This window comes from Ructibacterium sp. SJQ-7 (assembly GCF_054696575.1).
In genome coordinates this window covers 954,124-976,919 of sequence record NZ_CP195193.1, presented here as the reverse complement: position 1 = coordinate 976,919, position 22,796 = coordinate 954,124, and the positions used below count along the sequence as shown (strand labels likewise).

Genomic DNA, 22,796 nt, shown 5'->3' with positions numbered 1-22,796 from the left:
AGGTGTCACGAAGAGACGGAGTGGTGGCAAAAGCATAAAGCATAAGAAAGCCACCCCACAGTCGACTATGTCGACAGCTCCCCTCAATGGGAGCCATACAAAAAGCCTCTCCTTGAGGAGAGGTGTCACGAAGAGACGGAGTGGTGGCAAAAGCATAAAGCATAAGAAAGCCACCCCACAGTCGACTATGTCGACAGCTCCCCTCAATGGGAGCCATACAAAAAACCTTTCCTTGAGGAGAGGTGTAACGAAGTGAAGGAGCGGCGGCAAAAAAACAAGGACGGTCAATGACCGTCCTTATTTTGTATAATCGCTCCAACCGTCTATTGCACTGTCTTGAATTGCTCTGAAAAGTCTTTTTCTAAGTCCGGGATACATTTCCTTTTCAAGACGTTTAATAAGATCTTTCATATATTGACGTTGCGTATATCCGTCAGCAGGACAAGGATTGTGAACAACGGGAATATCATAATTTTTAACCACACCCCTAATATCACGTTCGCGAACGTAAATCATAGGTCTGATTTGATACATATCAGTGCGGTCGAGATATGTAACAGGCGAAAAACAATGTATTCTGCCCTCGTGCATAAGGCTAAGGAAGAATGTTTCAAGCACATCATCATTATGATGACCGAGTGCAACTTTATTGCAACCGTTTTCGATTGCCATATCATTTAACGCACCGCGGCGCATTTTTGCACACAATGAGCAAGGATTGGATTCTTTTCGTATATCAAAAATAATCTCTTTAATATTTGTTTTCTTAACCTTATATTCAACGCCCAAATCATCACACATTTTTTGTACTTTTGAATAATCGGCATCATATCCCATATCCAAAGTCAATCCCATAACGGTAAATTTTTTCGGATAGTATCGCGAAAGTTCCGCAAGCACATTAAGCAGTACAAGACTGTCCTTACCGCCGGAAACACCGACGGCAATTTTATCGCCGTCCTCAATCATATTATACTGTTCAATAGCACGCCTTGTAAGACTTACTACCTTTTTCATATTATTCAGCCTTTCCTGTTATTTTACCGCCTTGATAGCTTCGGTTAAGTCAACCTTATCCGTATAAAGTGCCTTTCCAACGATAACACCCTCAACACCTGTTGTAACAAGTGACTTGATGTGGTCAAGACTTCCGACACCGCCCGAGGCGATAATATCGGCATTTACCGCACTTGCCATTTCAGCCATTGCGTTTACGTTAGGACCGGCAAGTGTACCGTCGGTTGCAATATCCGTATAAACGATTGTCTGTACGCCGATATTTACCATTTTCTTTGCAAATTCAACAGCGGTAAAATCGCTTGTTTTTTCCCAACCCTCGATAGCAACCATACCGTCTTTTGCGTCAATACCGATAACGATTTTTTTGCCGTATTTATCAACGGCACGTTTAACAAATTCACTGTCTGAAACGGCTTTTGTACCTATGATTACTCTGTCAATACCGCAGGCAAGTTTTGCCTCAATATCCTCCATAGTACGAATACCGCCGCCCGTTTGTACGGGAACATTGACGCTTTCGCATATTTCTTTGATTTTTGCGGCATTTACGCCATGACCTTTTAAAGCACCGTCAAGGTCGACAACGTGGATATATTCACCGCCAAGACTTTCCCATTTTTTAGCCATTTCGGCAGGGGAGTCACCGTATACGGTAACGTCCGAAAATTGTCCCTTGAACAATCTCACGCATTTACCGTCTTTTATATCAATCGCAGGGTAAATTCTCATTTTGTAATTCTCTCCTCAAACTGTTTTACAATATTCATAATACGTTCTGTTTCCATTTTCATACTAACCTTGTTTACAACAAAACGTGCACTTAGAGGGCATACATCCTCAAGAACGTCAAGACCGTTTTCGTAAAGTGTTTTACCTGTTTCGACAATATCGACAATGACGTCCGAAAGTCCGACAAGCGGAGCAAGCTCAACAGAGCCGTTTAGTTTTATAATTTCAATAGTCTGACCTTTGTCGTCTTGGAAATATTTCATTGCGATGTGCGGATACTTTGACGCAACACGAAGATTTGTCATAGTGCCAAGCTTACCTTTTAATTCTTTCGGACCGCATACAGCCATTTTACATTTTCCAAAACCCAAATCAACCATTTCATATAGGTTACGGCTTTCTTCCAAAAGTGTGTCCTTACCGACGATACCGATGTCAGCCGCACCGTATTCAACGTAAGTAGGAACGTCAGACGCTTTTACAAGGATAAATTTCATCTTGTTTTTTTCGTCAGTGAAAATAAGTTTTCTTGTTTTTTCTTTCATTTCGGAACAATCCATTCCGATTGAAATAAATAATTCCATTGCAAGTTCGGCAAGTCTGCCCTTTGCAAGAGCAACTGTTAAATATCTCATTATAATCTCTTCCTCCCTAAAATCAGTGTTCGTGACCGCAGTCGCAGTGGTCGTGGTGATGTTCATGCTCGTGGTCATGGTCACAACCGCAGCCGCAATGGTCGTGTTCGTCAAACATCATAGATTCGTCATAGTAGCCTAAAAATTCGTTTGCGGTTGTTTCTATAATTTCGTGTTTTGCAAAATCGTTAATCATAAGCTGACCGTTAGGGAAAACTCTAAGCATTGCACCGATATTTTTACCTTTTGAATATTCCTCTGCTGCTTTATAATCGCCGTCACCGATATACATTTCAACAAGGCAGCCGTTTACACGAAGATTGTATGCAATGTCATAGGCAATGCCTTCGGCGTTCTTTTCGGCAAAAACAAGTGATGCGGAAACATCATGTACCTCCTTGTCGCTTAGTACAGAAATAAGTCTGTTTATACCGATTGCCGCACCGACAGCACCTTTATTGTCACCAAATTGTCCCATAAGGTTGTCATAACGTCCTCCGGCACAAATAGGAAATCCGACACCGTGTGTGTAGCACTTAAAGATTGAGCCTGTGTAGTAGTCGATACTTTCAAGCATACCAAGGTCAATAGAAACGTACTTTTCAAAACCGTACAGACACAAAAGCTCATATATACGCTTTAAGTTGTCAAGTGCGTTTTTGGATTCTTCGTTAAGGCCGTCAACATAAGCCTTTTTGAAAACCTCTTCACCGCCGAAAAGGTAAGGCAAATCAATCATAAGATTTTTGATATTGTCATCAATATCAAGTTTGTCCGTAATTGTCTTAATACCGACAGAGTCTTTTGAATCAATACGTTCACGAAGTTTTTCGATAGATTGTTCGTCAAGTCCTGCTTGCTTTACAAGTCCGTTGAAGAATGCAATCTGACCGATTTCCATTGAAAATTCTTCAATACCTACCGCAAGAACAGCCTCCATAGCTGCTGAAATAACTTCAGCGTCTGCGGCAGGTGAGTATGAGCCGATAAGCTCGATACCGCTTTGTGTAAATTCTCTTTGACGTGCGCCTTGTGTTTGCTCAACTCTGTATACGTTGCCTGTGTATAGGTAGCGCTGAGGCTTGTCTGAATTTGCAACCTTTGTTGCCGCCATACGGGCGATTGATGTTGTAAAGTCCGGTCTTAGTGCAAGAATACGTCCTTGCTCGTCAAAAAACTTGAACATATGCTCTTGTGAAATCTGACCGCTAAGACCTAAATAACAGTCGTAATATTCAAATGTAGGTGTTTCAACTTCTTTGTAACCGATTGAAGAAAAAACAGACCATATTGTTGATTCAATTTCTTTTTTTACTGCACATTCGTCCGGCAGTATATCATTTACACCGTTCGGTGTATGCAATTTCCAATTAGACATAAAACTAATCCTTTCAATATATTTTTGAATTTTAACTTTATTATGCTAAAGCGATAAAGTTATTATACAACTTAATTTGTAAATTGTCAAGTAAACAATATAATTTTATCACTAAAACGGTGTATTTTCAAGGATAAGGAATGTAGTATTAAGTCGAAATTTGTAATTGAGAAAAAATTAACAAATTGTCAACAAAATTTATTATTTAAACTGTTGAATGTTCACATAAAATGTGTTAAAATCAAATTAGTAAATATATTGCAGAAAGGAAATATGAAATGGCGATACACGTTATTAATGAAGCAAAAAGATGCTTGAACTGTAAGAAACCTATGTGCAGAGAGGGATGTCCGATACATACACCGATACCGGATATGATACATACGTTTTTAGAGGGGGATATAAATCAAGCCGGCGAGATGGTGTTTGAGAATAATCCGCTTTCAATCGTCTGTTCGCTTATATGTAATCATGAAAATCAATGTGAGGGACATTGCGTTTTGAACAGAAAAGGCTCACCGGTTCATATAAGCAGTATTGAAAATTATATTTCCGAAAACTATTTTGATAAACTTAGTTTTTCGGGGATTGAAAAAAACAGCTTGAAAGCAGGTATAATCGGCTCAGGTCCTGCCGGTATAACCATTGCGGTAATACTTGCACAGCGCGGATATGATATTACGATATTTGAATCAAGAGAAAAAATCGGCGGTGTGTTGAGATACGGTATTCCCGAATTCAGATTGCCGAAATCAATTTTGGAAAGATATAAGGAAAAATTGATTGAGCTTGGTATTAAAATCAGACCGAATACGGCAATAGGTACGACTATAAGCGTTGACGATATGTTCCGTGACGGTTACAGTGCAATATTTATCGGTACAGGCGTATGGAAACCGAACACACTTCATATAAAAGGCGAAACGCTCGGAAATGTGCATTATGCGATTAATTATCTTACCAATCCCGATGTTTATAGACTTGGCGATACGGTTAATATTATCGGTGCTGGTAACTCGGCAATGGACGTTGCAAGAACTGCTTTAAGACACGGTGCTAAAAAGGTTACGGTATTTTCAAGAAGTGACCATTTGGCAGCAAGTCAGCGTGAAGTGGATTATGCAAAGATTGACGGTGTTGAATTCGTGGTACACGTTGAGCCTGTGGAAATTGTAGATGACGGAGTTATATTTGTTGAACTTGAATGTGACGGAAAAGGAAATCTTTCGCCGATAAGAGGGACGGAAAATCTTTATCAGGCAGATTCAACGATTATTGCGATAAGTCAAGGCCCGAAGGACAGAATTGTTTCAACAACGACAGGCTTGGAAGTTAATGAAAAAGGTTTGCTTGTAACAAACACGTTCGGAGAAACTACGCGTGACGGTATTTTTGCGTCGGGCGATGTTGTCCGCGGTGCGAAAACGGTTGTTGAGGCGGTTGCGTATTCAAAGCAAGTTGCAGACGCAATGGACGATTATATGAAGGGTTTAATGCACGAAAGAGATTTATAAATTCAGGAGGTCGATAAATTGTCCGAACAGTGCAAAATATTATTTTATATTTGAATTTAATTTACGGATATTATAAACAAAGGCAAGCCTATCTTTGATATACGGCTTGCCTTTGCACTTTTTGTGAAAATAAACTCTAACGTACAAATGTACGTCGATGAGTTCATTTTCGGTACTCCTTTTTAGTTTTCCATAAAACTTTTCATTTTTTCAACTGTATTTTGGCTTATATTATGCTCAATTTGGCAAGCCTCTTTTTCGGCATCATCTTCGGGAATATGAAGAACATTTACAAGGAATTTTTTAATCATCGTATGACGGTGATATACTGCTTCACCGAGCTCAAAACCCTTTTCCGTAAGAATTATATCGCCGTAAGGCTCGTGAGAAACAAGACCTTGCTTTTTTAGAGTATTTACCGCTCTGTTCACACTTGGTTTTGATATTTTGAGTGCAAGGGCAATATCCGTTATGCGCACACTCGTCTTTTGCTTTGAAATTTCATATATTGATTCAAGATAATCTTCCAGTGCGCTTGAGATACAAATATCATTATCAACTAACATATTAATCACCATAGCCTTTCTGTCCGCAAACTAATAAAAAAATAAAGAGGGTATAGAAACATTACTGTTTCTAAAACCCTCTTTGGTTTCGAAAATTAATATCAATTAAATTATGCCTTTATTATAACCTAAATCACTTTAATTTGCAATAGCTAACATAAAAAAATTTAATTTTGTGAAGTCTATACAAATAAATTACCGATTTGGAATACAAGCGTTGACATTATCCACGCAACAGAAAGCTGATATAATACCGAAAATGCGGTTAATTTTCGTGAGTTGAGTTCACTGCGGAGTGTTGACACTGCGGCGATACAAGGCACATAAAGCAGTACAAACGTTAAAAACGAATATGCCGACAGGGGAGTGAATGAAGTCGTAAGGCACGATACAAGGTCGGCGGTGTTGTATGCTCCGTATAGGATTGACATAGTTGACACGACTGCCTCTTTTGCGGCAAAACCTGAAATAAGGCTTACCGCAACTTTCCAATTACCGAATCCGCAAGGTTTAAATATCGGTGCGATAAGTTTTCCTAAAGTGCCGATAATGCTGTATTCGCTGTCAGCGGTTAAATGCAAATGAAAATCAAGATTTTTCAAAAGCCAGATGATTATACTTGCAAGCAAAATTACAGTACCTACTCTTGTAAGGAAGTCCTTGACTTTATCCCACATATGATTAAATGTCGATTTGAAAGTCGGCATTCGGTAGGGTGGAAGTTCAAGTACAAAAGGCGGTTCATCGCCTTTGAATACCGTATTTGACAAAATCAATCCCGAAATTACCCCTAAAGCTATCCCTAAAATGTATAAACTGAATGTGACGATACCTGCATTATTCGGAAACAGTGCCGCTGTAAATACCGCATAAACCGGCATTTTTGCACCGCACGACATAAACGGTATCAACAGCATTGTCAGTTTTCTGTCACGTTCGTTGTCAAGCGTTCTGACTGCCATTGTCGCAGGAACACTGCACCCAAATCCCATTATCATAGGTACAAACGACTTGCCCGAAAGACCGATTTTTATAAAAAGTTTGTCCATAATAAAAGCCGTTCGTGCCATATATCCCGAATCTTCAAGAAAGGAAAGGAATAAAAATAACAGCATTATCTGCGGAAAAAATGTTATGACACTGCCTATTCCGGATATTATTCCGTCAAGCAAAAGTCCTTTGAAAAATGCACCGACTTCGGCTGATGTTAAAATATTTTCAAGCATATTTGCAAACTGAACGTTAAACAGGGTGTCGAGCATATCGGACATCATCGAACCAAAAGTTCCGAACGTTATCTGAAAAACACAAAACATTACAAGTATAAAAATCGGTATCGCAAACAATGGGTGCATAGCGATTGAATCTATTTTTTCGGTCAGAAGAAATTGTCTGTTTTGACCGATTATTTTTACGCAGTCGGCTGCGACTGATTTTATGAATTTGTAGCGAGCTTGCGCTATATGTGTTTCGGTATCATTTTTTTCTGTAAGTTGTATGGCGTAAAAACGGCTTATTTTATTTTTTAAGCATAATGCGGAAATTGCCCTTTCAATTTCCGCATTGTATTTAATTTGATTTTGTGTATTACCGCCTAAGTTACATTCTTTGATGAGTTTTTCAATCCCGATACATTTGCTTGCCGAAATCGGAACAGACGGTATATTAAGACGTTTTGTCAACATATTTGCATTAATTTCAAAACCGTTTTTCTTAACTGCGTCCGCCATATTCAGTGCGATTACCATAGGCACGCCTGTTTCGGCAAGCTGTGTTGTAAGGTAGAGATTGCGTTCGAGGTTGGTTGCGTCAACTATGTTGAGTATTAAATCGGGCTTTTCATTTATAATGAAGTCGTGCGTTATAATTTCCTCCGCACTGTTCGGTGAAAGGGAATAGATACCCGGAAGATCGACTATAAGCATATTTTTGTTGTAACGGCATATGCCTTTTTTGCTTTCAACAGTAACGCCTATGCGGTTGCCGACATCATAATTACTGCCTGTGAGTTCGTTGAAAAGAGTTGTTTTTCCGCAATTCGGATTGCCGACAAGAGCAACGACTGTTTTTGTATCGGACATTCATTTCACCACCTTGTGAATAAAAATTTTTTCGGCGTCCTTTTTTCGTATACCTATGTTACAGTTGAGTACACGAAATTCGACAGGATCGCCGAGCGGTGCTAATCTAAGCATTTTTACGGTTGCACCGGGCGTCATTCCCATATCGGAAAGACGGCGTTTAATTGAACCGCTTAACCGTATTGCGGATATAACGCCGGATTCGTTTTTCTTTAAATTGCTTAAATTCATATATCAGTCCTTTCGCCATACAAACGAGCTGACAAACTTTTGAAGCTCAACGATTATAAGAGGCATAACGGACAGTACCGTTACAACAATCCAGCCCATAGCATTGAGCGGAATAACTCCGAAAATATTTGCAAGGTACGGAACGGAAATTACCGACACCTCCAAAATAAGTCCCGAAATCAGTGAAAGCACAAGGTAAGGATTTTTAAATATACCGGCTTTAAAAACGGAGTGTTCACTTCTCATATTAAATGCGTGTACCAACTGAGAAATACTAAGCACCGCAAATGCCATTGTACGACCTGCTGTAATACCGCCGAAGATGTTTGCACCTATGGTGAATGCCAAAAGTGCGAGTGCACCTATCATCAAGCCCTCAAATATGATTGTCAGCCAAAGTCCGTCGGCAAATAAACCTTTTTTCGGTGAACGCGGCGGTTTATCCATTATATCGCTGTCGGGAGTGTCAAGTCCCAAAGAAATAGCAGGAAGTGAGTCGGTGACGAGATTTACCCATAAAAGCTGTATAGCGGTAAGCGGTGACGACCAACCGAACATAATACCCGAAAATACGGTCAGAATTTCGCCTATGTTGCTTGAAAGCAAAAATTGTACCGCTTTTTTGATGTTTGAAAAAATACTTCTGCCCTCACGGACTGCATATATAATAGTAGCAAAATTATCGTCCGTAAGCACCATATCAGATGCTGATTTTGCAACGTCCGTACCTGTTATGCCCATACTGCATCCAATATCGGCGGCGGAAAGTGCAGGCGCGTCATTTACACCGTCACCTGTCATTGCGACAATTTCACCGTTGGCTTTAAGCGCTTTTACAATTTTCATTTTATGGCTCGGAGTAACGCGTGCAAATACGTTGTATTGATTTATTGTGAGTGCAAGTTCGTTATCCGATATTTTTTCAAGAATATCGCCTGTCATAACCTTTGAATTATCGTCCGCAATTCCGATTTTTTTCGCAACAGATAAAGCCGTTTCTGCGTGATCGCCTGTTATCATAATAGGACGAATACCTGCTCTTTTACAAAGTTCTACGGATTGCTTTGCCTCTTTTCGCGGCGGGTCTTCAATGCCGATAAGACCGATAAATACCATATTGTTTTCGTTGATTGCTGTCTTTGTGTAATCATCACGATAACAAACGGCGATTACACGCAAACCGTCCGAAGTCATTTTTGAATTTTCGGATACAATTTTTCGCTTGCTCTGCGAAGTAAGCGGAATAGCCTTTTTACCGTTATAAATATCGGTGCATAGCGGAAGTACAAATTCCAATGCACCCTTTATTATTGTTTTATAACCTTTTATGTCCCTGTGCATTGTAGTCATTCGTTTGCGTGTTGAGTCGAAAGGAATTTCGTCAATACGTCTGTATTTTTTGTCAAGTACGGACTTGTCAAAACCGTGTTTTTTTGCAGCGGCGAGTATTGCACTTTCTGTCGGACTTTTGTGTCCCTCATCACAGTCGCAACACATTGAACAAAGTCGTATCAGCTTTTTTTCATCGTGCGTATAAAATGAAGTTACGGTCATTTTGTTTTGCGTTAAAGTACCTGTTTTGTCGGAGCATATTACGGATGCACTGCCGAGCGTTTCGACAGACGGAAGGTTTCGTACTATTGCGTTATGCTTTGACATACGCATTACGCCGATTGCAAGCATAATCGTAACTATTGCCGGAAGTCCCTCCGGTATTGCGGCAACCGCCAAAGAAACGGCTGTCATAAACATATCAAACGGCGGAAGATGACGGAACAGTCCGACAATAAAAATAACAAGGCATACGAAAAGTGCGGCAATACCGAGCGTTTTGCCTGTATCGGCAAGCTTTAGCTGAAGCGGTGTCTGCGGTGTTTCATCATCAAGGAGCATATTCGCAATGTGTCCGACTTCCGTATTCATTCCCGTACCCGTAACTATCGCGGTGGCTTTTCCGCCTGTTACGGAGGTGGAAGAAAGGATTATATTTTTTCTGTCCCCAAGTGCCGTGAATTCTTCAAGTACAACCGATGCGTCTTTTTCGGCGTTTACAGATTCACCGGTAAGAGAGGATTCGTCTGTTGTGAGGTTGTTAGATGTGACAAGACGGCAGTCTGCGGCAACAAGATCGCCTGCCGATATTATAAGTATATCACCGGGAACAACGTTCGCGGCAGGAATATTAAGCTCATTGCCGTTTCTGAGTACACAGGCATGGGGTGAGGATAGTTTCTTTAAAGCCTCAAGACTTTTTTCGGCACGTTTTTCTTGAATAACTCCGAGCAATGCGTTTAATATGACGATTGCAAGAATTATTACAGGCTCTGTTACATCCGCGTCACCTTGCATAATTGACGTTATAAATGATACCGCAGCGGCGGCAAGAAGTATAATTATCATAAAATCATTAAATTGTTCAAGGAATTTTATAAATATGTTCTTTTTCTTTTTTTCGATAAGTTCGTTTTTGCCGTAATGGTGAAGTCGTTTCTTTATCTCGTCATGTGTAAGTCCTGTTTTTATATCCGTACCGAGCAATTCGGCGGTTTGCTGTACGGTTTTATTGTGGTATGTCTGCATTTTTATACCTCCTCTGTTTTATACGATATAACTATTCCGTATTGCCTGTATTTATAACCAACTTGTCTTTAAATTGTAATTAAAATGTTTTAGTGTCCCCTCCGAAAATGTGTTATAATATAAGAAAAGGAGGGACACTAAATGGCAAGAAAGGCAAGAGAGATAAGTAAAAGTGGTAATTATTATATTACGCTGAAAGGCAATGAACTTTTTGTGACAGACGAGGATAAAAAAATGTTTGTTGAAATTCTTGAAAAGAATTTCGCAACAGGTATTGTACATGGCTATTATCTTACAAAGTCGGAAATTCGTCTTGTTGTAAAAGAGGGTGAAAAGGGAATTTCAATGACAATGAAACCTGTCACGACAAGTTATGCGAGATATTTCAACAGAACGCACGAAAGAGAGGGCAAGCTTTTTGCGGACAGATTTAAAAGTGAGCCTCTTGAAACTGACGAAGAAATAGAAGAATGTATCAAAAATTTAGAAAACGATACACCGAAAAAGCAGGCAAAACCTAAGAGAACCGCACCGAAGAAAAAAGACGTGACAAAGGTTAAAAAGACTGAAATTAAAATCGAGAAAACAGAAGAAACAAAGCCGATCGAGGAAAAGAAAGAAGAAAAGAAAAATAAACTTCCGTCATGGCTTTTGTGATGTCATAAACATATGCCGACGCGAATAAGATATATTAAGCAGATATATTTTAGGAGGTCGGCATTTTGAATTTTTATGTTATTAAATTAAAGCATATTATAATAGCATTACTGATTTTTGCGGTTATACCGATAATTTGGTTTACGACTTCAAGAGCGGTAAGCGTGTTTAACGTAAACGGCAGAGAAATTCCGATTTACAGCGTAGAGAGGTGCGACAATAAAATCGCACTGACATTTGACTGTGCGTGGAACGATGATGATATTGACTCGATTCTTGATACGTTGGACAAGTATAATTGCAAGGCAACGTTTTTTGTCGTGGGTGATTGGGCGGAAAAGTATTCCGAAAGTTTGAAGAAAATTTATGACAGGGGACATGAAATCGGCAATCATTCATATAATCACGCGGATTATACGAAAATGTCGGCAGAGGCGATTACAGCCGACCTTGATAAATGTGACGGAACTGTTGAAAGCATAACCGGTGAAAGACCGTACCTTATGCGTGCGCCGTCAGGCGGATATAATAACACTGTCGTGAAAGCGGCGGAGGATAGCGGAAGAATGTATATTCAGTGGTCGGTGGACGGAATTGATTACGGTGATGCGGAGGCACAGGATATATATGAAAGAAGCGTAAGACGCACGCAAAACGGCGACATAATTCTTTTGCATAACGGCACAAATAATACGGCGGCAATTCTGCCGAAAATATTGGAGGCATTGGAGTGCAAATATGAATTTGTAACAGTGTCGGAGCTTATTTACAAAGATAATTATGTGATAGACAATACAGGCAGACAATTTCAAAAATAATTATTTACAAAACCGTTGTAAGCTATTATAATAGATAATATGAAAATATAAAAGCGAAACGGAGAAAATAATATGGATAAGAAATATGAATATAACAGTCCTTTGGTGTATCAGCGAGCAGATCCGTTTGTGTATCTGCATACTGACGGATATTACTATTTCACAGGTACAATGCCGCAGTATGACTGTATTGAGATAAGACGTGCAAAGACTCTTAACGGACTTTTGACAGCTGATTCGGAAGTAGTGTGGAAAAAGCATCCGACAGGTGAAATGGGCTCACATATTTGGGCGCCTGAACTTCATTATATAGACGGTGTGTGGTATATTTATTTCACCGCCGGTGACGCAAAAGACGTATGGGAAATCAGACCGTATCTGCTTATGTGCGAGGACGAAAATCCTATGACTGGTAAGTGGATTGAAAAGGGCAGAATTGATGTGGGAGCGGAAAGCTTTTCGCTTGATATGACCACATTTATACATAAGGGTGAACAATATGTACTTTGGGCACAAAAGACAGAGCCTGCAGATGTATCTGACGTGTATATTGCAAAAATGAAAAATCCTTGGACTCTTGCAACAAAGCCGATGATTCTTACAACACCGGAGTATGATTGGGAAGTGCAGGGATTTAAAGTAAATGAAGGTCCGGCGGTACTTGTCAGAAACGGTAAAGTTATCGTTACATATTCGGCGTCCGATACAGGTTGGAGATACTGTATGGGAATGCTTTGGGCAGATGAAAACAGTGATTTGCTTGATATAAAGTCGTGGCATAAGAGCGACAAGCCTGTATTTAAAACGAGCGAGGAGAATAAGCAGTACGGACCGGGACATAACTGTTTCACGACCGATAACGGTAAAGACGTGCTTATATATCACAGCCGAAACTATAAGGAAATCAAAGGCGATCCGCTTCACGATAACAACCGTCACGCAAGAGCGAAAGTGTTTGAATATGATGAAAACGGACTTCCGATATTTGGTGAACCTGTTCCGAAGAATATATAAATTTGTAACAGCACAAAAAAGCAGAGCCTTAATGGCTCTGCTTTTTTATGACTTGAATTGTCAAGTCAAATGCAACGATATATCAAAATAAACTTCAAAAGGCGATTTCCAGTTCAAGCATTTGCGTGGACGCTGATTTAAAATAAGAGTTTTATCTCTAATTAATGATGATTTAATTTCTGTCAAATCCTGTTTTTTAGGAAAATATTCGCGTAGAAGTCCATTAGTATTCTCATTAGTACCTCTTTGCCATGGTTGATGTGGTTCAGGAAAATAGAATTGCACATCATTTAGAGCTTTGCTGATTTCTTCATGTCGTGAAAATTCTTTACCCCTATCAGGTGTAATTGTTTTTGTTTGACTATCTTTTAACATATGAATTATCGCTTGTTTTACACTGATAGAATCTTTTTTTGCTACTTTTTCGCACAACAAATAACGACTCTTTCGGTCAACAAGCGTTACTAAACACGCTTTTCCTGTTACGCCTGCAACAGTATCAGCTTCCCAATCGCCTATTCTCTCTCGTTGATTTGCTTGTTCTGGTCGTTCTGAAATGTGATGACTAATTTTAATTTTGCCTCTCGTTTCAATACTACCATTTTTATGTCTGGTTTTTCCTTTATGTCTTAACTTTCTTGCAACTCCACGTTGACCGGGAGATAATTTCCCTTCTTCTAAAAATCCTCGATATATTCCACGATAAATTGTAGCATAACTAATTTGTATAGGATTTTTCTCATGTTTTAAACGAAATGAAATTTGCTCCGGAGACCATTGATATTGAAGAAACAAGAATTGAACAGTTTTATGAATATCAGCATTTAATAACAATGGTTTTCTACCACATTTGCGTCTTCGAATTTCATATTGCTTTTGTGCGTATGATGGCGAGTAAATGCCTTCAGTATTAGTATTACGCTTAATTTCACGAGATACCGATGATTTATCTCTCTGCAATTCTTTGGCTATAAAACTAATTGTTTTCTCTTGTGCAAGAAAAAACAGTATCTTTTCTCGTTCTTTTGTGGTAAAATGTTTGTAGTGGCTCATGGGAATCATCCTTTCAATAATAGTCGTTGCAATTCTATTATACTGGATTTTTCCCTTTGAGTCATTATTTTTTTACTTGTTGCACTTATATTGTAAATTCAAGGAAGAAAAAAATGAAAAAATTATCGTGAATTGATTTAATAATTATCAATTCTTTAACTGTATTATAATATTGAAACCTTAAAATAACCTTAAATTTAAAGAGTTTGTCGAAAAAATTTTCGACAAACTCCAAAAATCACATCTGACGATGTAATTTTTGAGTATTTCCAGAGAAAAAATCATAAAGTTCCTCCCAAGTTGAAACTTTAGATTTTAAGCCCTTTCTGCCGCACATGTCGTCAGAAAGGATTTTTAATGAGGTTACACCTCAAACTCCCAAAATAAAGTAGACAAAACCTTAGCGGTTTTGTCTACGGTTTGTAAATTATTTTACCAAGTTTTTTAAAGATTTTTTTACTTCTCTGAATGATTTCGGTTTGCTTTCAAACATTTTTCTGTTTGTTTTCATAAGTTTATATGATGCGGTGCGTGCGGTTGAAACGATATATTCTTCCGAGAATACTGTATCGTTATCCGATTCGGCAAAATCGCCGGAAACCGCAAAATTCTTTATACCTGTCGGAATTATTTCAAGTTTTGAATTAACAGGTGATAAATATGATGTACCGTAACGTCTGTGGCAAGGAATTACGTTTACTACCGTTTCGCGAATATCGTCCCAAACTTCATCAAGGTTAAAGCATGAAACAAGTTCATATAAAATTTCGGCACCGCTGCATTCAGTCATAGTTTTACCGCTTCTGTCACCGTCACAATTAGGACGCATAGCACAGCCCCACAAAACTGTAATATCTTCGCTTTGGTCTTTAAAATAAGTTGACGGTACCGCACAAACTGTCATTTTCCAATTTGAATCGTCAAGCACGATAATACCGTTGCAACCCAAGGCACCGCAAGTAACTTTGTCAATAAGCTCAGGCAAAAGTTTATTTGAAAGAGTAATTGTAAATTCCTCTGACATATTACCCTCAAATTCATCAAAGAACAAGTCAGGTGATTTGAATGACGGGTGCTTTTCTGCAAGCTTTTCCCAAAGTTCAAACGGCTTTGAATAAAGTTTCGGAGCAGGTTCGTTGAAGCTGCCGAAAGATTCGCAGTCAGCCATTTCGTCGGTAGGCATAATACAAATATCGCCGTCATTAAGATAGAAAGTCTTTCTTGTTGCACCGTCCGTAAAGTGAATTGAGTCGGCATTGTCGTTTTCAAAATCAATATCGGTAACAACCGCATTTTCTCTTACGTCAACACCGATTTTCTTCAAATGCTCTTTTAGAGGGTTGACAATTTCTTCGTATCTGTCAAAATCATTCGGAATGATACCCGAAAGCATATTATCCATATTTGCAATACAGTTTACAAATTCATATGCACTCGATTCTTCTGTAAAACCGTATAATGCGGAAATAAGTTTCCAGAACGGCGAAAGAAAGAAATCGCTGTCCATAACGTCAAATATCGACACAGACTGAATTTGCGGACGTTTTGACTGCATAAGTGCAAGTATTGCGTTTCTGTGTGATTTTGAAATCTTGATTTTTGAACTGTCTATAACGTTCTTGTCTTGATCAATCAAAGTCACACTTCGAGGATAAATATTTGCACGATAAATATTAAGTATTTCATCGCATACCGTCAAATCAGGAATATCCAAAGAATCAACATCGCTGATAAGGTCAAAGAAATTCATACTGTCTTTGATGCTTATAGTTTTTCCGCGACGGCAGATAAAGCCTGTTTCGTTGTTGCCGCAGTCGCGAGTACCGTTTGTAAATATATGAATATTCTCCGGAGTGAAACCGCAGTCACGCACAAGATAAAGTGCTGACGCAAATGCGGAAAGTCCTCCGCCTGTGATATATGCCTGCTTTTTCGTAAGAGTTTTTGTGTGTTCTGCAAGCATTGTTTTGTGTTTTTTGTGCTTTGAAATAACAATCGCAGTAGTGGCGGCAGCCGCTGTTACAGCCGCACCGATTGCAATAAGTTTTGTAAGATCGCTTTTTTTCATAATAACACGCTCCTAAAAATCGTTCAATCAATTCTATTTACTTATTATATCACAAAAAACAAATTTTGTACAGTAAATATTACCCTGCAAAAAGTGAACATACTGTAAACATTTTGATTGAAAAAAATGTCGGATTATGATATAATAATCTATACTATCGTTAAAGGAGAATATATTATGAAGAGGATCGGAAAAAAAGGTAGGTTTGTACTGCTGCTTGTTCTTCAAATTCTGGTTGTTTTAACAATGGTTGCGGAAATATTCAACAGAAATTTCTACAATGTATTTCTGTGTCTGCTAACTTTGGTTTTATTTAACATTCCGAGATTTGTAGACTTAAAATTGAACATAAAATTACCGACAATGCTTGAAGTTGTAATTTTACTATTCATATTTGCGGCGGAAATACTCGGTGAGATACAAAGTTTTTATACGATTTTTCCGTATTGGGATACCGTACTCCATACAATTAACGGATTTATAATGGCGGCGATAGGCTTTGCACTTATTGATATTTTAAATCAAGACCCGAGATTTCATATTAATATGTCACCGTTTTTTGTAGCGTTCGTGGCATTTTGTTTTTCTATGACGGTCGGAGTTGTTTGGGAATTCTTTGAGTTTGGTATGGACCAAATTTTCGGAATGGATATGCAGAAAGATTTTATCGTGAATGCAATACATTCCGCAACGCTTAACCCGAACGGACTTAACGGCACAGTCAGCTTAAACGGCATAACAAGTACGATTGTGAACTATAACGGAGGACAGTACGTTATAGAGGGAGGGTATCTTGATGTCGGAATAATCGATACAATGAAAGACCTTATGGTAAACTGTATCGGTGCGGTTGTATTTTCGATTATCGGAATACTTTACATAAAGCACAGAGGTAAAGGAAAGATTGCGAAAAGTTTTATTCCGCTTATGAAAACAACAGAGGAAATTGAAGAAACACAAAAAATGATTGAAGAATTTAAGAGTAAGAAAAGGAGAAATAAGAATGAGAAAGTTAAGCTTAATATTGGCGTCAATAATGACGGTGACAATGGCATTGGTTCCGACAGTACAGGCGAGTGATATTACGGTAAAGGTAAACGGTGAGGAAATTCATCCCGAAATGGCGCCTGTAATTGTTGAAGAAAGAACACTTGTACCTCTTAGAGTCGTTTCGGAGACACTTGGCTGTGACGTGTCGTGGGACGCAGATACAAAGGGCATAACACTTTGCGACGGAAGTAATCTGTATTTTACTTGGATTGACAAAGATCACGCATTTAAAACTTCGGCAACTGCACTTGAAGATACAACTGTAATGGACGTATCGCCGACTATAATGAATGACTACACAATGGTACCGCTAAGAGCAATATCGGAAATGTTCGGCGCAACGGTTAATTGGGACGGAGGTACATCAACCGTTACAATCGATTACACGAAGAAAAATGTAGAAGAAGGACTTGCAAAGAAATTTGAATCATATGAAAAGGCTTTTGCCGAAAAATATGACGCATATAAAAATTATGCGGATGATACGGGAAATATCGTAAGAGCTGAAATTCAACTTGAGGACGGCGGCAATATCGAGCTTGAACTTTATCCGGATATTGCACCGAAAACGGTTGCAAATTTTGTTAAACTTGCAAACGAAAATTTCTATGACGGGCTTGTGTTCCACAGAGTTATAAAAGACTTTATGATTCAGGGCGGCGGCTATGATACCGATATGGCACAGCACGAAACGGATACAATAACAGGTGAATTCTTGCAAAACGGAAGTTTTAATATGATACCTCACGAAAGAGGTGTTATATCAATGGCAAGAACGGCGATAAGTATGGACAGTGCGTCAAGTCAGTTCTTTATTATGCACCAAGACAGTCCGTCGCTTAACGGTCAGTATGCGGCATTCGGTAAGGTAACATCGGGTATGGAATATGTGGATAAAATTGCGGAAACCGAAACTCATTCACTAACTGATATGGGTATGGACGATGTACCTGTTCAAAATCAAATCATCAAGACAATAGTTATCAAATAGCTTTTGGCATATATTGTTCGTTGAATTAAATCACTCCCGTATGGTATAGTATCATACAGAAGGGAGTGATTTTTGTTTTGCGTAAAAAAGATAAAATCGGAATAATTGAAAAACTCGGACAGAAAATACCTGACCCTGTTATAATTTTTATATTGCTATATATATTGGTACTTGTTGTAACGGGGATATTCGGAGGAAATACATTCTCTATGACTTCGGCTGACGGTACAAGCGTGAGTTATGAGATTAAAAATATGTTCACTGCCGAAAATGTGAGGTGGATATTCTCGAATGCGATACTCAATAACTGGCTCGGATATGCCGGAGGTATAGTAGGTACTATATTAATAGTAATGTTTGGTATAGGCATAGCGGAAGAATCGGGACTTTTGTCGGCACTTATAAGACGTATGGGTACAAATATATCGGATAAACTGCTGCCGTTTGTGCTTGTATTTCTCGGAATAATGAGTAATATTGCGACAGATGCGGGATATTTGATTTTGATACCGCTTGCCGGACTTTTATATGTCGGTATAGGGAAAAATCCGCTTATAGGTATGGCGGCGGCGTTTGCAGGCGTAAGTGCCGGATTCAGTGCAAATTTGATACCGGCAACGGTTGTTGACGTTATAATCGGTACAAATGCGGAGGCTTTTGCAAGCAGTCAGAATATACCGTTCGTTTCGTATCTCGGAAAAGCGATAAATCCTGTGACAATGCACTATTATTTTATGCTTGCGTCAACAGTAATGCTTGTAATAATAGGCGGATTTGTTACAATAAAGTTTGTAAAACCTAAATTTGAAAAACAGAAATATATAATTCCGTCAGATATAAATGTAAGTGAATTTGCCGTTTCTGATAAAGAAAAAAGAGCACTTTGGTGGTCGGTTGCAGGACTTTTGACAGCACTTGTAATAGCAGCATTGCTTGGATTCGGACCGCTTTCGTCATACGTTGACGAAACAGGTAAAACCGTAACACCGTTTCTTGATAACATCATATTGATAATTACATTCATATTCTTTGTCCCGGGAATGTTTTACGGATATGCCGTGGGTAAGTTCAGAAAACTCAGCGATATGGTCGGAGCTATGTCTAAGCAAATCGGTACAATGGGATATGCTATTGTTTTAACGTTCTTCAGCTATAACTTCCTGTCACTTTTGACTTATACAAATTTGGGAACGTATATAACGTATATCGGAGCAATTGGTTTACAGGCGGTCGGTGCGTCAAATTCGCCGATATTTCTTATAATCGGCTTTATATTGATAACGGGATTTATTAATCTGTTTGTCGGCGGATTGAGTTCAAAATGGATGTTGCTCGGACCGATTTTTGTGCCGATGCTATACCGTGTAAACAGCTCAATGACGCCCGATGTTGTCGCGGCGGCATACAGAATTGCCGATTCGTCAACGAATATCATAACACCGCTTATGACGTATGCGGGAGTGGTGCTTATGTATATGCGAAAGTATAAACCGGAATTTACGGCAGGTAACTTAATATCAATGATGATTCCGTATTCGGTTATATTTATGGTATCATGGACATTGCTGTTAATGGCATTTATTCTGTTCAAAATTCCGTTGGGATTTTAAAAATAAAAAGCGCGAATCTGTTTAGATTTGCGCTTTTTTGATTTGAAAAGGTTATGTTTGAATAAATGAATAAAAAATAACATAATATATAGGAAGGTTTGAAATTAAGACAATTAAACAAAAAGTGAAAATATACTTATTGTTCTTTGTGCAAAGTGCAACAAAGAAAAGGATAAATTTGTGTATAAGTGAGAAAATAAAAGAATAAACGACAAATAACGATAAAATTGTTTAAAAATATATATTTGTCGGAAAACTAAGGGTTGAAAATAATAAGTATTATGGTAAAATAGATATAGTATCAAAAAGAGAAAGAGGGGAAATATGTGTCAAAGACTTTACTTGTCGAAATAAGAAATATTGCAATAGGTGTAATCATACTCGGAGCGGTGCAAGTACTTGTTACTTTGCCGACAAAGTTTTTTGGTTTATCTGCAATATTCGGAACACTTCTCGGATGTGCGGTGGCAATTTTAAACTTTGCACTTATGGGAATTATCCTTGAAAGATGTGTGTCAAAGCAAAAAGGTGCGTCCGGACTTATGGGAGTCGGTTATATAGGTAGGCTGGCACTTATTGCACTTGCGGTAATTTGGGCAACAAAGGTTGATTATCTAAACTATGTATGCGTTATAATTCCGCTTATATTCCCGCAGATTTCTATATTCATACTAAATCTTACGAGAAAAAAGGAAAGGGAAGTGTCAGAAGATGAACGGACCTAAGGTTTTATTTGAGATACCGCTTTTCGGTGGAATTAAAGTAACCGAAAGTATAGTCAATATGTGGATTATAATGGCGGCACTCGTGATAGTGTCTGTATGGCTGACACACGGTATGCGAGTAAGAAATCCGTCAAAAAAACAACTTGTGGCAGAAAAACTCATTACAATGCTTTACAATCTTGTAAAGGATACAATGGGTGAAAAATATATGTCGTTCGCACCGTATATAGGAACGCTTTTTATATTTTCGATAGTCGGAAGTTTATCGTCGCTTACGGGTTTAAGACCGATAACGGCTGATTTAAGCGTTATACTTTCGTGGTCGATAGTGACGTTCCTTATGATACAGGTGACGAACATCAAAAATCACGGTGTTCTCGGTTGGCTTAAGTCGTTTACCGAACCTGTACCGGTTATAACGCCGCTCAACCTTATAAGTGAAATCGCAAACCCTGTTTCAATGACGTTCCGTCATTTCGGTAATATTGCCGCAGGTCTTGTTATAACATCACTTGTATACGGCGGTTTGGCGAGTCTTAGCAGTGTTATACTTTCGTGGATACCAAATGATTTCTTTGCAACAATACCGATTTTACAAGTCGGTATTCCGGCAATACTTTCGGTTTACTTTGACCTGTTCACAAGCTTTTTGCAGGCATATATAATCTGTATGCTTACGATGGTGTTTGTTCAAGGTGCAGGCGACTAAAAAACAACAATAAAAAAACAACAATAAATATAAAACAAAGGAGATTTTTAAAATGGAAAGAGCAATTATATTAGCGGCGTCGGCAATAGGTGCGGGACTTGCAATGATAGCAGGTGTCGGACCGGGTATAGGACAAGGTTTTGCGGCAGGTAAGGCGGCAGAGGCAGTCGGCAGACAGCCTGAGGCAAAAGGCGCAATTACTTCAACAATGTTGTTTGGTTGTGCGGTTGCGGAATCAACAGGCATTTACGGTCTTGTTGTCGCATTGATTTTGTTATTTGCAAATCCGCTTATAGGACTTCTTTAATCAAACAGCGAAAGGATGAGAGCAAATGAATGAATATTTGCCTTTTGTATCCATAGACACATGGACAATGATTTTTACATGGGCAAACCTGCTCATATTGTTTCTGCTTTTAAAGAAGTTTTTGTTTAAACCTGTAACGAAGATACTTGATGAACGCGCAGAAGAAATCGAAAATTCGTATAAACAGGCAGAGGAAACCAACGATAAGGCACTAAGCCTTAAAAGTGAATACGAAGAAAAACTTTTGTCTGCCAAAAATGAGGCTGACGGTATAATAAAATCGGCGGTTGAAACGGCGGACAGACGCTCTGAATCTATTGTAAATGAGGCAAATGAAAAAGTTCGGTATATAATGGAAAAGAGTCAAAAGCAGATTGAACAAGATAAGCAGAACGCAGTCACTGACGCAAAGAGAGAGATTGCGTCTATGGCTGTCGATGCGGCAGAAAAAATTATAGGCAAAAAATTAACTGACAGTGATGATGAAGAACTAATTTCTGATATTATTGATAGAATGTAGGTGATTTATATGTCTGCACCACAGACTTACGGTGCCTCGCTTTACGACCTTGCAAAAGATGAGGGGATGTCAAGAGAGATTTTGGTTGAACTTGAGGGGATTGTTTCGTTATTTAACGAACACCCTGCATATGTTAAAATACTTGATGCACCTCAAATCGAACGAGATGACCTTATGGAGATACTTAACGAAGATTTCTTGGGCAAGGTGAACAGATATGTTTTGAATTTCTTAAAGTTACTTTCGGAAAAGCATATTGTACATCACATCGGGGAATGTTTTAAAACATATGAAAAGCTGTATAATGAGGACAATAATATAAAAATTGTTAATGTTACAACAGCAAAGCCTATCGGCAAGCATTTGGAAGAAAAACTATTGCAGAAACTTGAGAAGAAAACAGGCGGAAAAGTAGTTTTGAAAATGCACATTGATAAAAAATGTATAGGCGGAATTATAATTGAAACAGATGGTATGCGGATTGATTCAAGTATAAAATCAGGACTTGAAGATTTAAAAAAAGCTTTGATATAGCATAGG

Annotated in this window: 22 protein-coding genes and 1 pseudogene; 13 read left to right on the top strand and 10 right to left on the bottom strand. The window is 38.6% G+C overall.

Features of this window, described 5'->3' with window-relative positions; all coding sequences use genetic code 11:
- Window positions 1-297 precede the first annotated feature (297 nt).
- From ACSAMO_RS04340 to hisZ, 4 genes are read right to left on the bottom strand one after another with little or no spacing between them, the layout of a single operon-like run.
- Window positions 298-1,017, bottom strand: coding sequence for a tRNA lysidine(34) synthetase (locus tag ACSAMO_RS04340; protein ID WP_022230348.1), 720 nt, complete (start codon window positions 1,015-1,017; stop codon window positions 298-300).
- 18 nt (window positions 1,018-1,035) lie between these two features.
- Window positions 1,036-1,749, bottom strand: coding sequence for a 1-(5-phosphoribosyl)-5-[(5-phosphoribosylamino)methylideneamino]imidazole-4-carboxamide isomerase (gene hisA, locus ACSAMO_RS04335; protein WP_308456666.1), 714 nt, complete (start codon window positions 1,747-1,749; stop codon window positions 1,036-1,038).
- Window positions 1,746-2,384, bottom strand: a complete 639-nt coding sequence (hisG, locus tag ACSAMO_RS04330; RefSeq protein ID WP_117968022.1) for an ATP phosphoribosyltransferase — start codon at window positions 2,382-2,384, stop codon at window positions 1,746-1,748. Before hisG ends, hisA begins: the two co-directional genes overlap by 4 nt.
- A 22-nt stretch (window positions 2,385-2,406) precedes the next feature.
- Window positions 2,407-3,762 carry an ATP phosphoribosyltransferase regulatory subunit gene (gene hisZ / locus ACSAMO_RS04325; RefSeq protein WP_022230351.1) on the bottom strand — a complete coding sequence of 452 codons (1,356 nt, stop codon included), beginning with the start codon at window positions 3,760-3,762 and terminating at the stop codon, window positions 2,407-2,409.
- A 278-nt stretch (window positions 3,763-4,040) separates the two neighbouring features.
- Here hisZ and ACSAMO_RS04320 point away from each other — a divergent pair, with 278 nt between their 5' ends.
- Window positions 4,041-5,276 carry an NAD(P)-dependent oxidoreductase gene (locus tag ACSAMO_RS04320; RefSeq protein ID WP_499209920.1) on the top strand — a complete coding sequence of 412 codons (1,236 nt, stop codon included), beginning with the start codon at window positions 4,041-4,043 and terminating at the stop codon, window positions 5,274-5,276.
- Between the two features lie 182 nt (window positions 5,277-5,458).
- Here ACSAMO_RS04320 and ACSAMO_RS04315 read toward each other — a convergent pair whose 3' ends face one another.
- The 4 genes from ACSAMO_RS04315 to ACSAMO_RS04300 all read right to left on the bottom strand — a co-directional run bounded on the left by ACSAMO_RS04315 (window position 5,459) and on the right by ACSAMO_RS04300 (window position 10,734).
- Window positions 5,459-5,842, bottom strand: coding sequence for a metal-dependent transcriptional regulator (locus ACSAMO_RS04315; protein ID WP_308456669.1), 384 nt, complete (start codon window positions 5,840-5,842; stop codon window positions 5,459-5,461).
- Between the two features lie 182 nt (window positions 5,843-6,024).
- A complete protein-coding gene (feoB, locus tag ACSAMO_RS04310) occupies window positions 6,025-7,923 on the bottom strand; it encodes a ferrous iron transport protein B (RefSeq protein WP_499209919.1) in 1,899 nt (632 codons plus the stop codon).
- Window positions 7,924-8,154, bottom strand: a complete 231-nt coding sequence (locus tag ACSAMO_RS04305) for a FeoA family protein (protein WP_308456671.1) — start codon at window positions 8,152-8,154, stop codon at window positions 7,924-7,926. It lies immediately after the preceding gene.
- Window positions 8,155-8,157: 3 nt separating this feature from the next.
- Window positions 8,158-10,734 carry a calcium-translocating P-type ATPase, PMCA-type gene (locus ACSAMO_RS04300; protein ID WP_499209918.1) on the bottom strand — a complete coding sequence of 859 codons (2,577 nt, stop codon included), beginning with the start codon at window positions 10,732-10,734 and terminating at the stop codon, window positions 8,158-8,160.
- 141 nt (window positions 10,735-10,875) lie between these two features.
- On the opposite strand from ACSAMO_RS04300, the gene ACSAMO_RS04295 reads away from it, so the two are divergent.
- From ACSAMO_RS04295 to ACSAMO_RS04285, 3 genes are all read left to right on the top strand, one after another.
- A complete protein-coding gene (locus ACSAMO_RS04295) occupies window positions 10,876-11,391 on the top strand; it encodes a hypothetical protein (RefSeq protein WP_147513751.1) in 516 nt (171 codons plus the stop codon).
- A gap of 65 nt (window positions 11,392-11,456) precedes the next feature.
- On the top strand, window positions 11,457-12,209 hold the full coding sequence (locus ACSAMO_RS04290) for a polysaccharide deacetylase family protein (RefSeq protein ID WP_412614736.1): 753 nt from the start codon (window positions 11,457-11,459) through the stop codon (window positions 12,207-12,209).
- Between the two features lie 72 nt (window positions 12,210-12,281).
- A complete protein-coding gene (locus ACSAMO_RS04285; protein WP_412614734.1) occupies window positions 12,282-13,223 on the top strand; it encodes a glycoside hydrolase family 43 protein in 942 nt (313 codons plus the stop codon).
- Between the two features lie 60 nt (window positions 13,224-13,283).
- On the opposite strand, the gene ACSAMO_RS04280 is transcribed toward ACSAMO_RS04285, so the two are convergent.
- Both ACSAMO_RS04280 and ACSAMO_RS04275 read right to left on the bottom strand, forming a co-directional pair.
- Complete coding sequence (locus ACSAMO_RS04280) at window positions 13,284-14,282, bottom strand: IS30 family transposase (RefSeq protein WP_499210085.1); 999 nt, start codon at window positions 14,280-14,282, stop codon at window positions 13,284-13,286.
- A gap of 421 nt (window positions 14,283-14,703) precedes the next feature.
- The gene (locus ACSAMO_RS04275) at window positions 14,704-16,344 is read right to left on the bottom strand and encodes an oleate hydratase (RefSeq protein ID WP_499209917.1); all 1,641 of its coding nucleotides are present in this window, start codon (window positions 16,342-16,344) and stop codon (window positions 14,704-14,706) included.
- 177 nt (window positions 16,345-16,521) lie between these two features.
- Here ACSAMO_RS04275 and ACSAMO_RS04270 point away from each other — a divergent pair, with 177 nt between their 5' ends.
- The 9 genes and pseudogenes from ACSAMO_RS04270 to atpH all read left to right on the top strand — a co-directional run bounded on the left by ACSAMO_RS04270 (window position 16,522) and on the right by atpH (window position 22,790).
- Entirely contained in the window at window positions 16,522-17,424 is a 903-nt protein-coding gene (locus tag ACSAMO_RS04270; RefSeq protein WP_499209916.1) for a DUF2238 domain-containing protein, read from the top strand.
- Window positions 17,348-17,761, top strand: a pseudogene (locus tag ACSAMO_RS04265) (copper amine oxidase N-terminal domain-containing protein); the annotation flags it as partial. The gene ACSAMO_RS04270 and the pseudogene ACSAMO_RS04265, both read left to right, overlap by 77 nt.
- A gap of 126 nt (window positions 17,762-17,887) precedes the next feature.
- Complete coding sequence (locus tag ACSAMO_RS04260) at window positions 17,888-18,385, top strand: peptidylprolyl isomerase (protein ID WP_499210084.1); 498 nt, start codon at window positions 17,888-17,890, stop codon at window positions 18,383-18,385.
- A gap of 77 nt (window positions 18,386-18,462) precedes the next feature.
- Entirely contained in the window at window positions 18,463-19,995 is a 1,533-nt protein-coding gene (locus tag ACSAMO_RS04255) for an AbgT family transporter (protein ID WP_499209915.1), read from the top strand.
- Window positions 19,996-20,321: 326 nt separating this feature from the next.
- Window positions 20,322-20,720 carry an ATP synthase subunit I gene (locus ACSAMO_RS04250; protein WP_022230365.1) on the top strand — a complete coding sequence of 133 codons (399 nt, stop codon included), beginning with the start codon at window positions 20,322-20,324 and terminating at the stop codon, window positions 20,718-20,720.
- Window positions 20,707-21,429: a F0F1 ATP synthase subunit A gene (locus ACSAMO_RS04245; protein ID WP_308456678.1), complete on the top strand. Its 723-nt coding sequence runs from the start codon at window positions 20,707-20,709 to the stop codon at window positions 21,427-21,429. Before ACSAMO_RS04250 ends, ACSAMO_RS04245 begins: the two co-directional genes overlap by 14 nt.
- Window positions 21,430-21,481: 52 nt before the next feature.
- Window positions 21,482-21,736, top strand: coding sequence for an ATP synthase F0 subunit C (atpE, locus tag ACSAMO_RS04240; protein WP_022230367.1), 255 nt, complete (start codon window positions 21,482-21,484; stop codon window positions 21,734-21,736).
- A 25-nt stretch (window positions 21,737-21,761) separates the two neighbouring features.
- On the top strand, window positions 21,762-22,256 hold the full coding sequence (gene atpF, locus ACSAMO_RS04235; protein WP_147513744.1) for a F0F1 ATP synthase subunit B: 495 nt from the start codon (window positions 21,762-21,764) through the stop codon (window positions 22,254-22,256).
- Between the two features lie 9 nt (window positions 22,257-22,265).
- Entirely contained in the window at window positions 22,266-22,790 is a 525-nt protein-coding gene (gene atpH, locus ACSAMO_RS04230) for an ATP synthase F1 subunit delta (RefSeq protein ID WP_499209914.1), read from the top strand.
- The last annotated feature ends 6 nt before the right edge of the window (window positions 22,791-22,796 follow it).

Bases quoted from the DNA above. Each gene is read 5' to 3' on its own strand.
- ACSAMO_RS04245 (WP_308456678.1), top strand. From the start codon at position 20,707: ATGAACGGACCTAAGGTTTTATTTGAGATACCGCTTTTCGGTGGAATT.
- ACSAMO_RS04275 (WP_499209917.1), bottom strand. From the start codon at position 16,344: ATGAAAAAAAGCGATCTTACAAAACTTATTGCAATCGGTGCGGCTGTA.
- feoB (WP_499209919.1), bottom strand. From the start codon at position 7,923: ATGTCCGATACAAAAACAGTCGTTGCTCTTGTCGGCAATCCGAATTGC.
- atpH (WP_499209914.1), top strand. From the start codon at position 22,266: ATGTCTGCACCACAGACTTACGGTGCCTCGCTTTACGACCTTGCAAAA.
- ACSAMO_RS04270 (WP_499209916.1), top strand. From the start codon at position 16,522: ATGAAGAGGATCGGAAAAAAAGGTAGGTTTGTACTGCTGCTTGTTCTT.
- ACSAMO_RS04295 (WP_147513751.1), top strand. From the start codon at position 10,876: ATGGCAAGAAAGGCAAGAGAGATAAGTAAAAGTGGTAATTATTATATT.
- hisG (WP_117968022.1), bottom strand. From the start codon at position 2,384: ATGAGATATTTAACAGTTGCTCTTGCAAAGGGCAGACTTGCCGAACTT.
- ACSAMO_RS04285 (WP_412614734.1), top strand. From the start codon at position 12,282: ATGGATAAGAAATATGAATATAACAGTCCTTTGGTGTATCAGCGAGCA.
- ACSAMO_RS04320 (WP_499209920.1), top strand. From the start codon at position 4,041: ATGGCGATACACGTTATTAATGAAGCAAAAAGATGCTTGAACTGTAAG.
- hisA (WP_308456666.1), bottom strand. From the start codon at position 1,749: ATGAGAATTTACCCTGCGATTGATATAAAAGACGGTAAATGCGTGAGA.
- atpF (WP_147513744.1), top strand. From the start codon at position 21,762: ATGAATGAATATTTGCCTTTTGTATCCATAGACACATGGACAATGATT.
- ACSAMO_RS04300 (WP_499209918.1), bottom strand. From the start codon at position 10,734: ATGCAGACATACCACAATAAAACCGTACAGCAAACCGCCGAATTGCTC.
- ACSAMO_RS04305 (WP_308456671.1), bottom strand. From the start codon at position 8,154: ATGAATTTAAGCAATTTAAAGAAAAACGAATCCGGCGTTATATCCGCA.
- ACSAMO_RS04340 (WP_022230348.1), bottom strand. From the start codon at position 1,017: ATGAAAAAGGTAGTAAGTCTTACAAGGCGTGCTATTGAACAGTATAAT.
- ACSAMO_RS04315 (WP_308456669.1), bottom strand. From the start codon at position 5,842: ATGTTAGTTGATAATGATATTTGTATCTCAAGCGCACTGGAAGATTAT.
- atpE (WP_022230367.1), top strand. From the start codon at position 21,482: ATGGAAAGAGCAATTATATTAGCGGCGTCGGCAATAGGTGCGGGACTT.
- hisZ (WP_022230351.1), bottom strand. From the start codon at position 3,762: ATGTCTAATTGGAAATTGCATACACCGAACGGTGTAAATGATATACTG.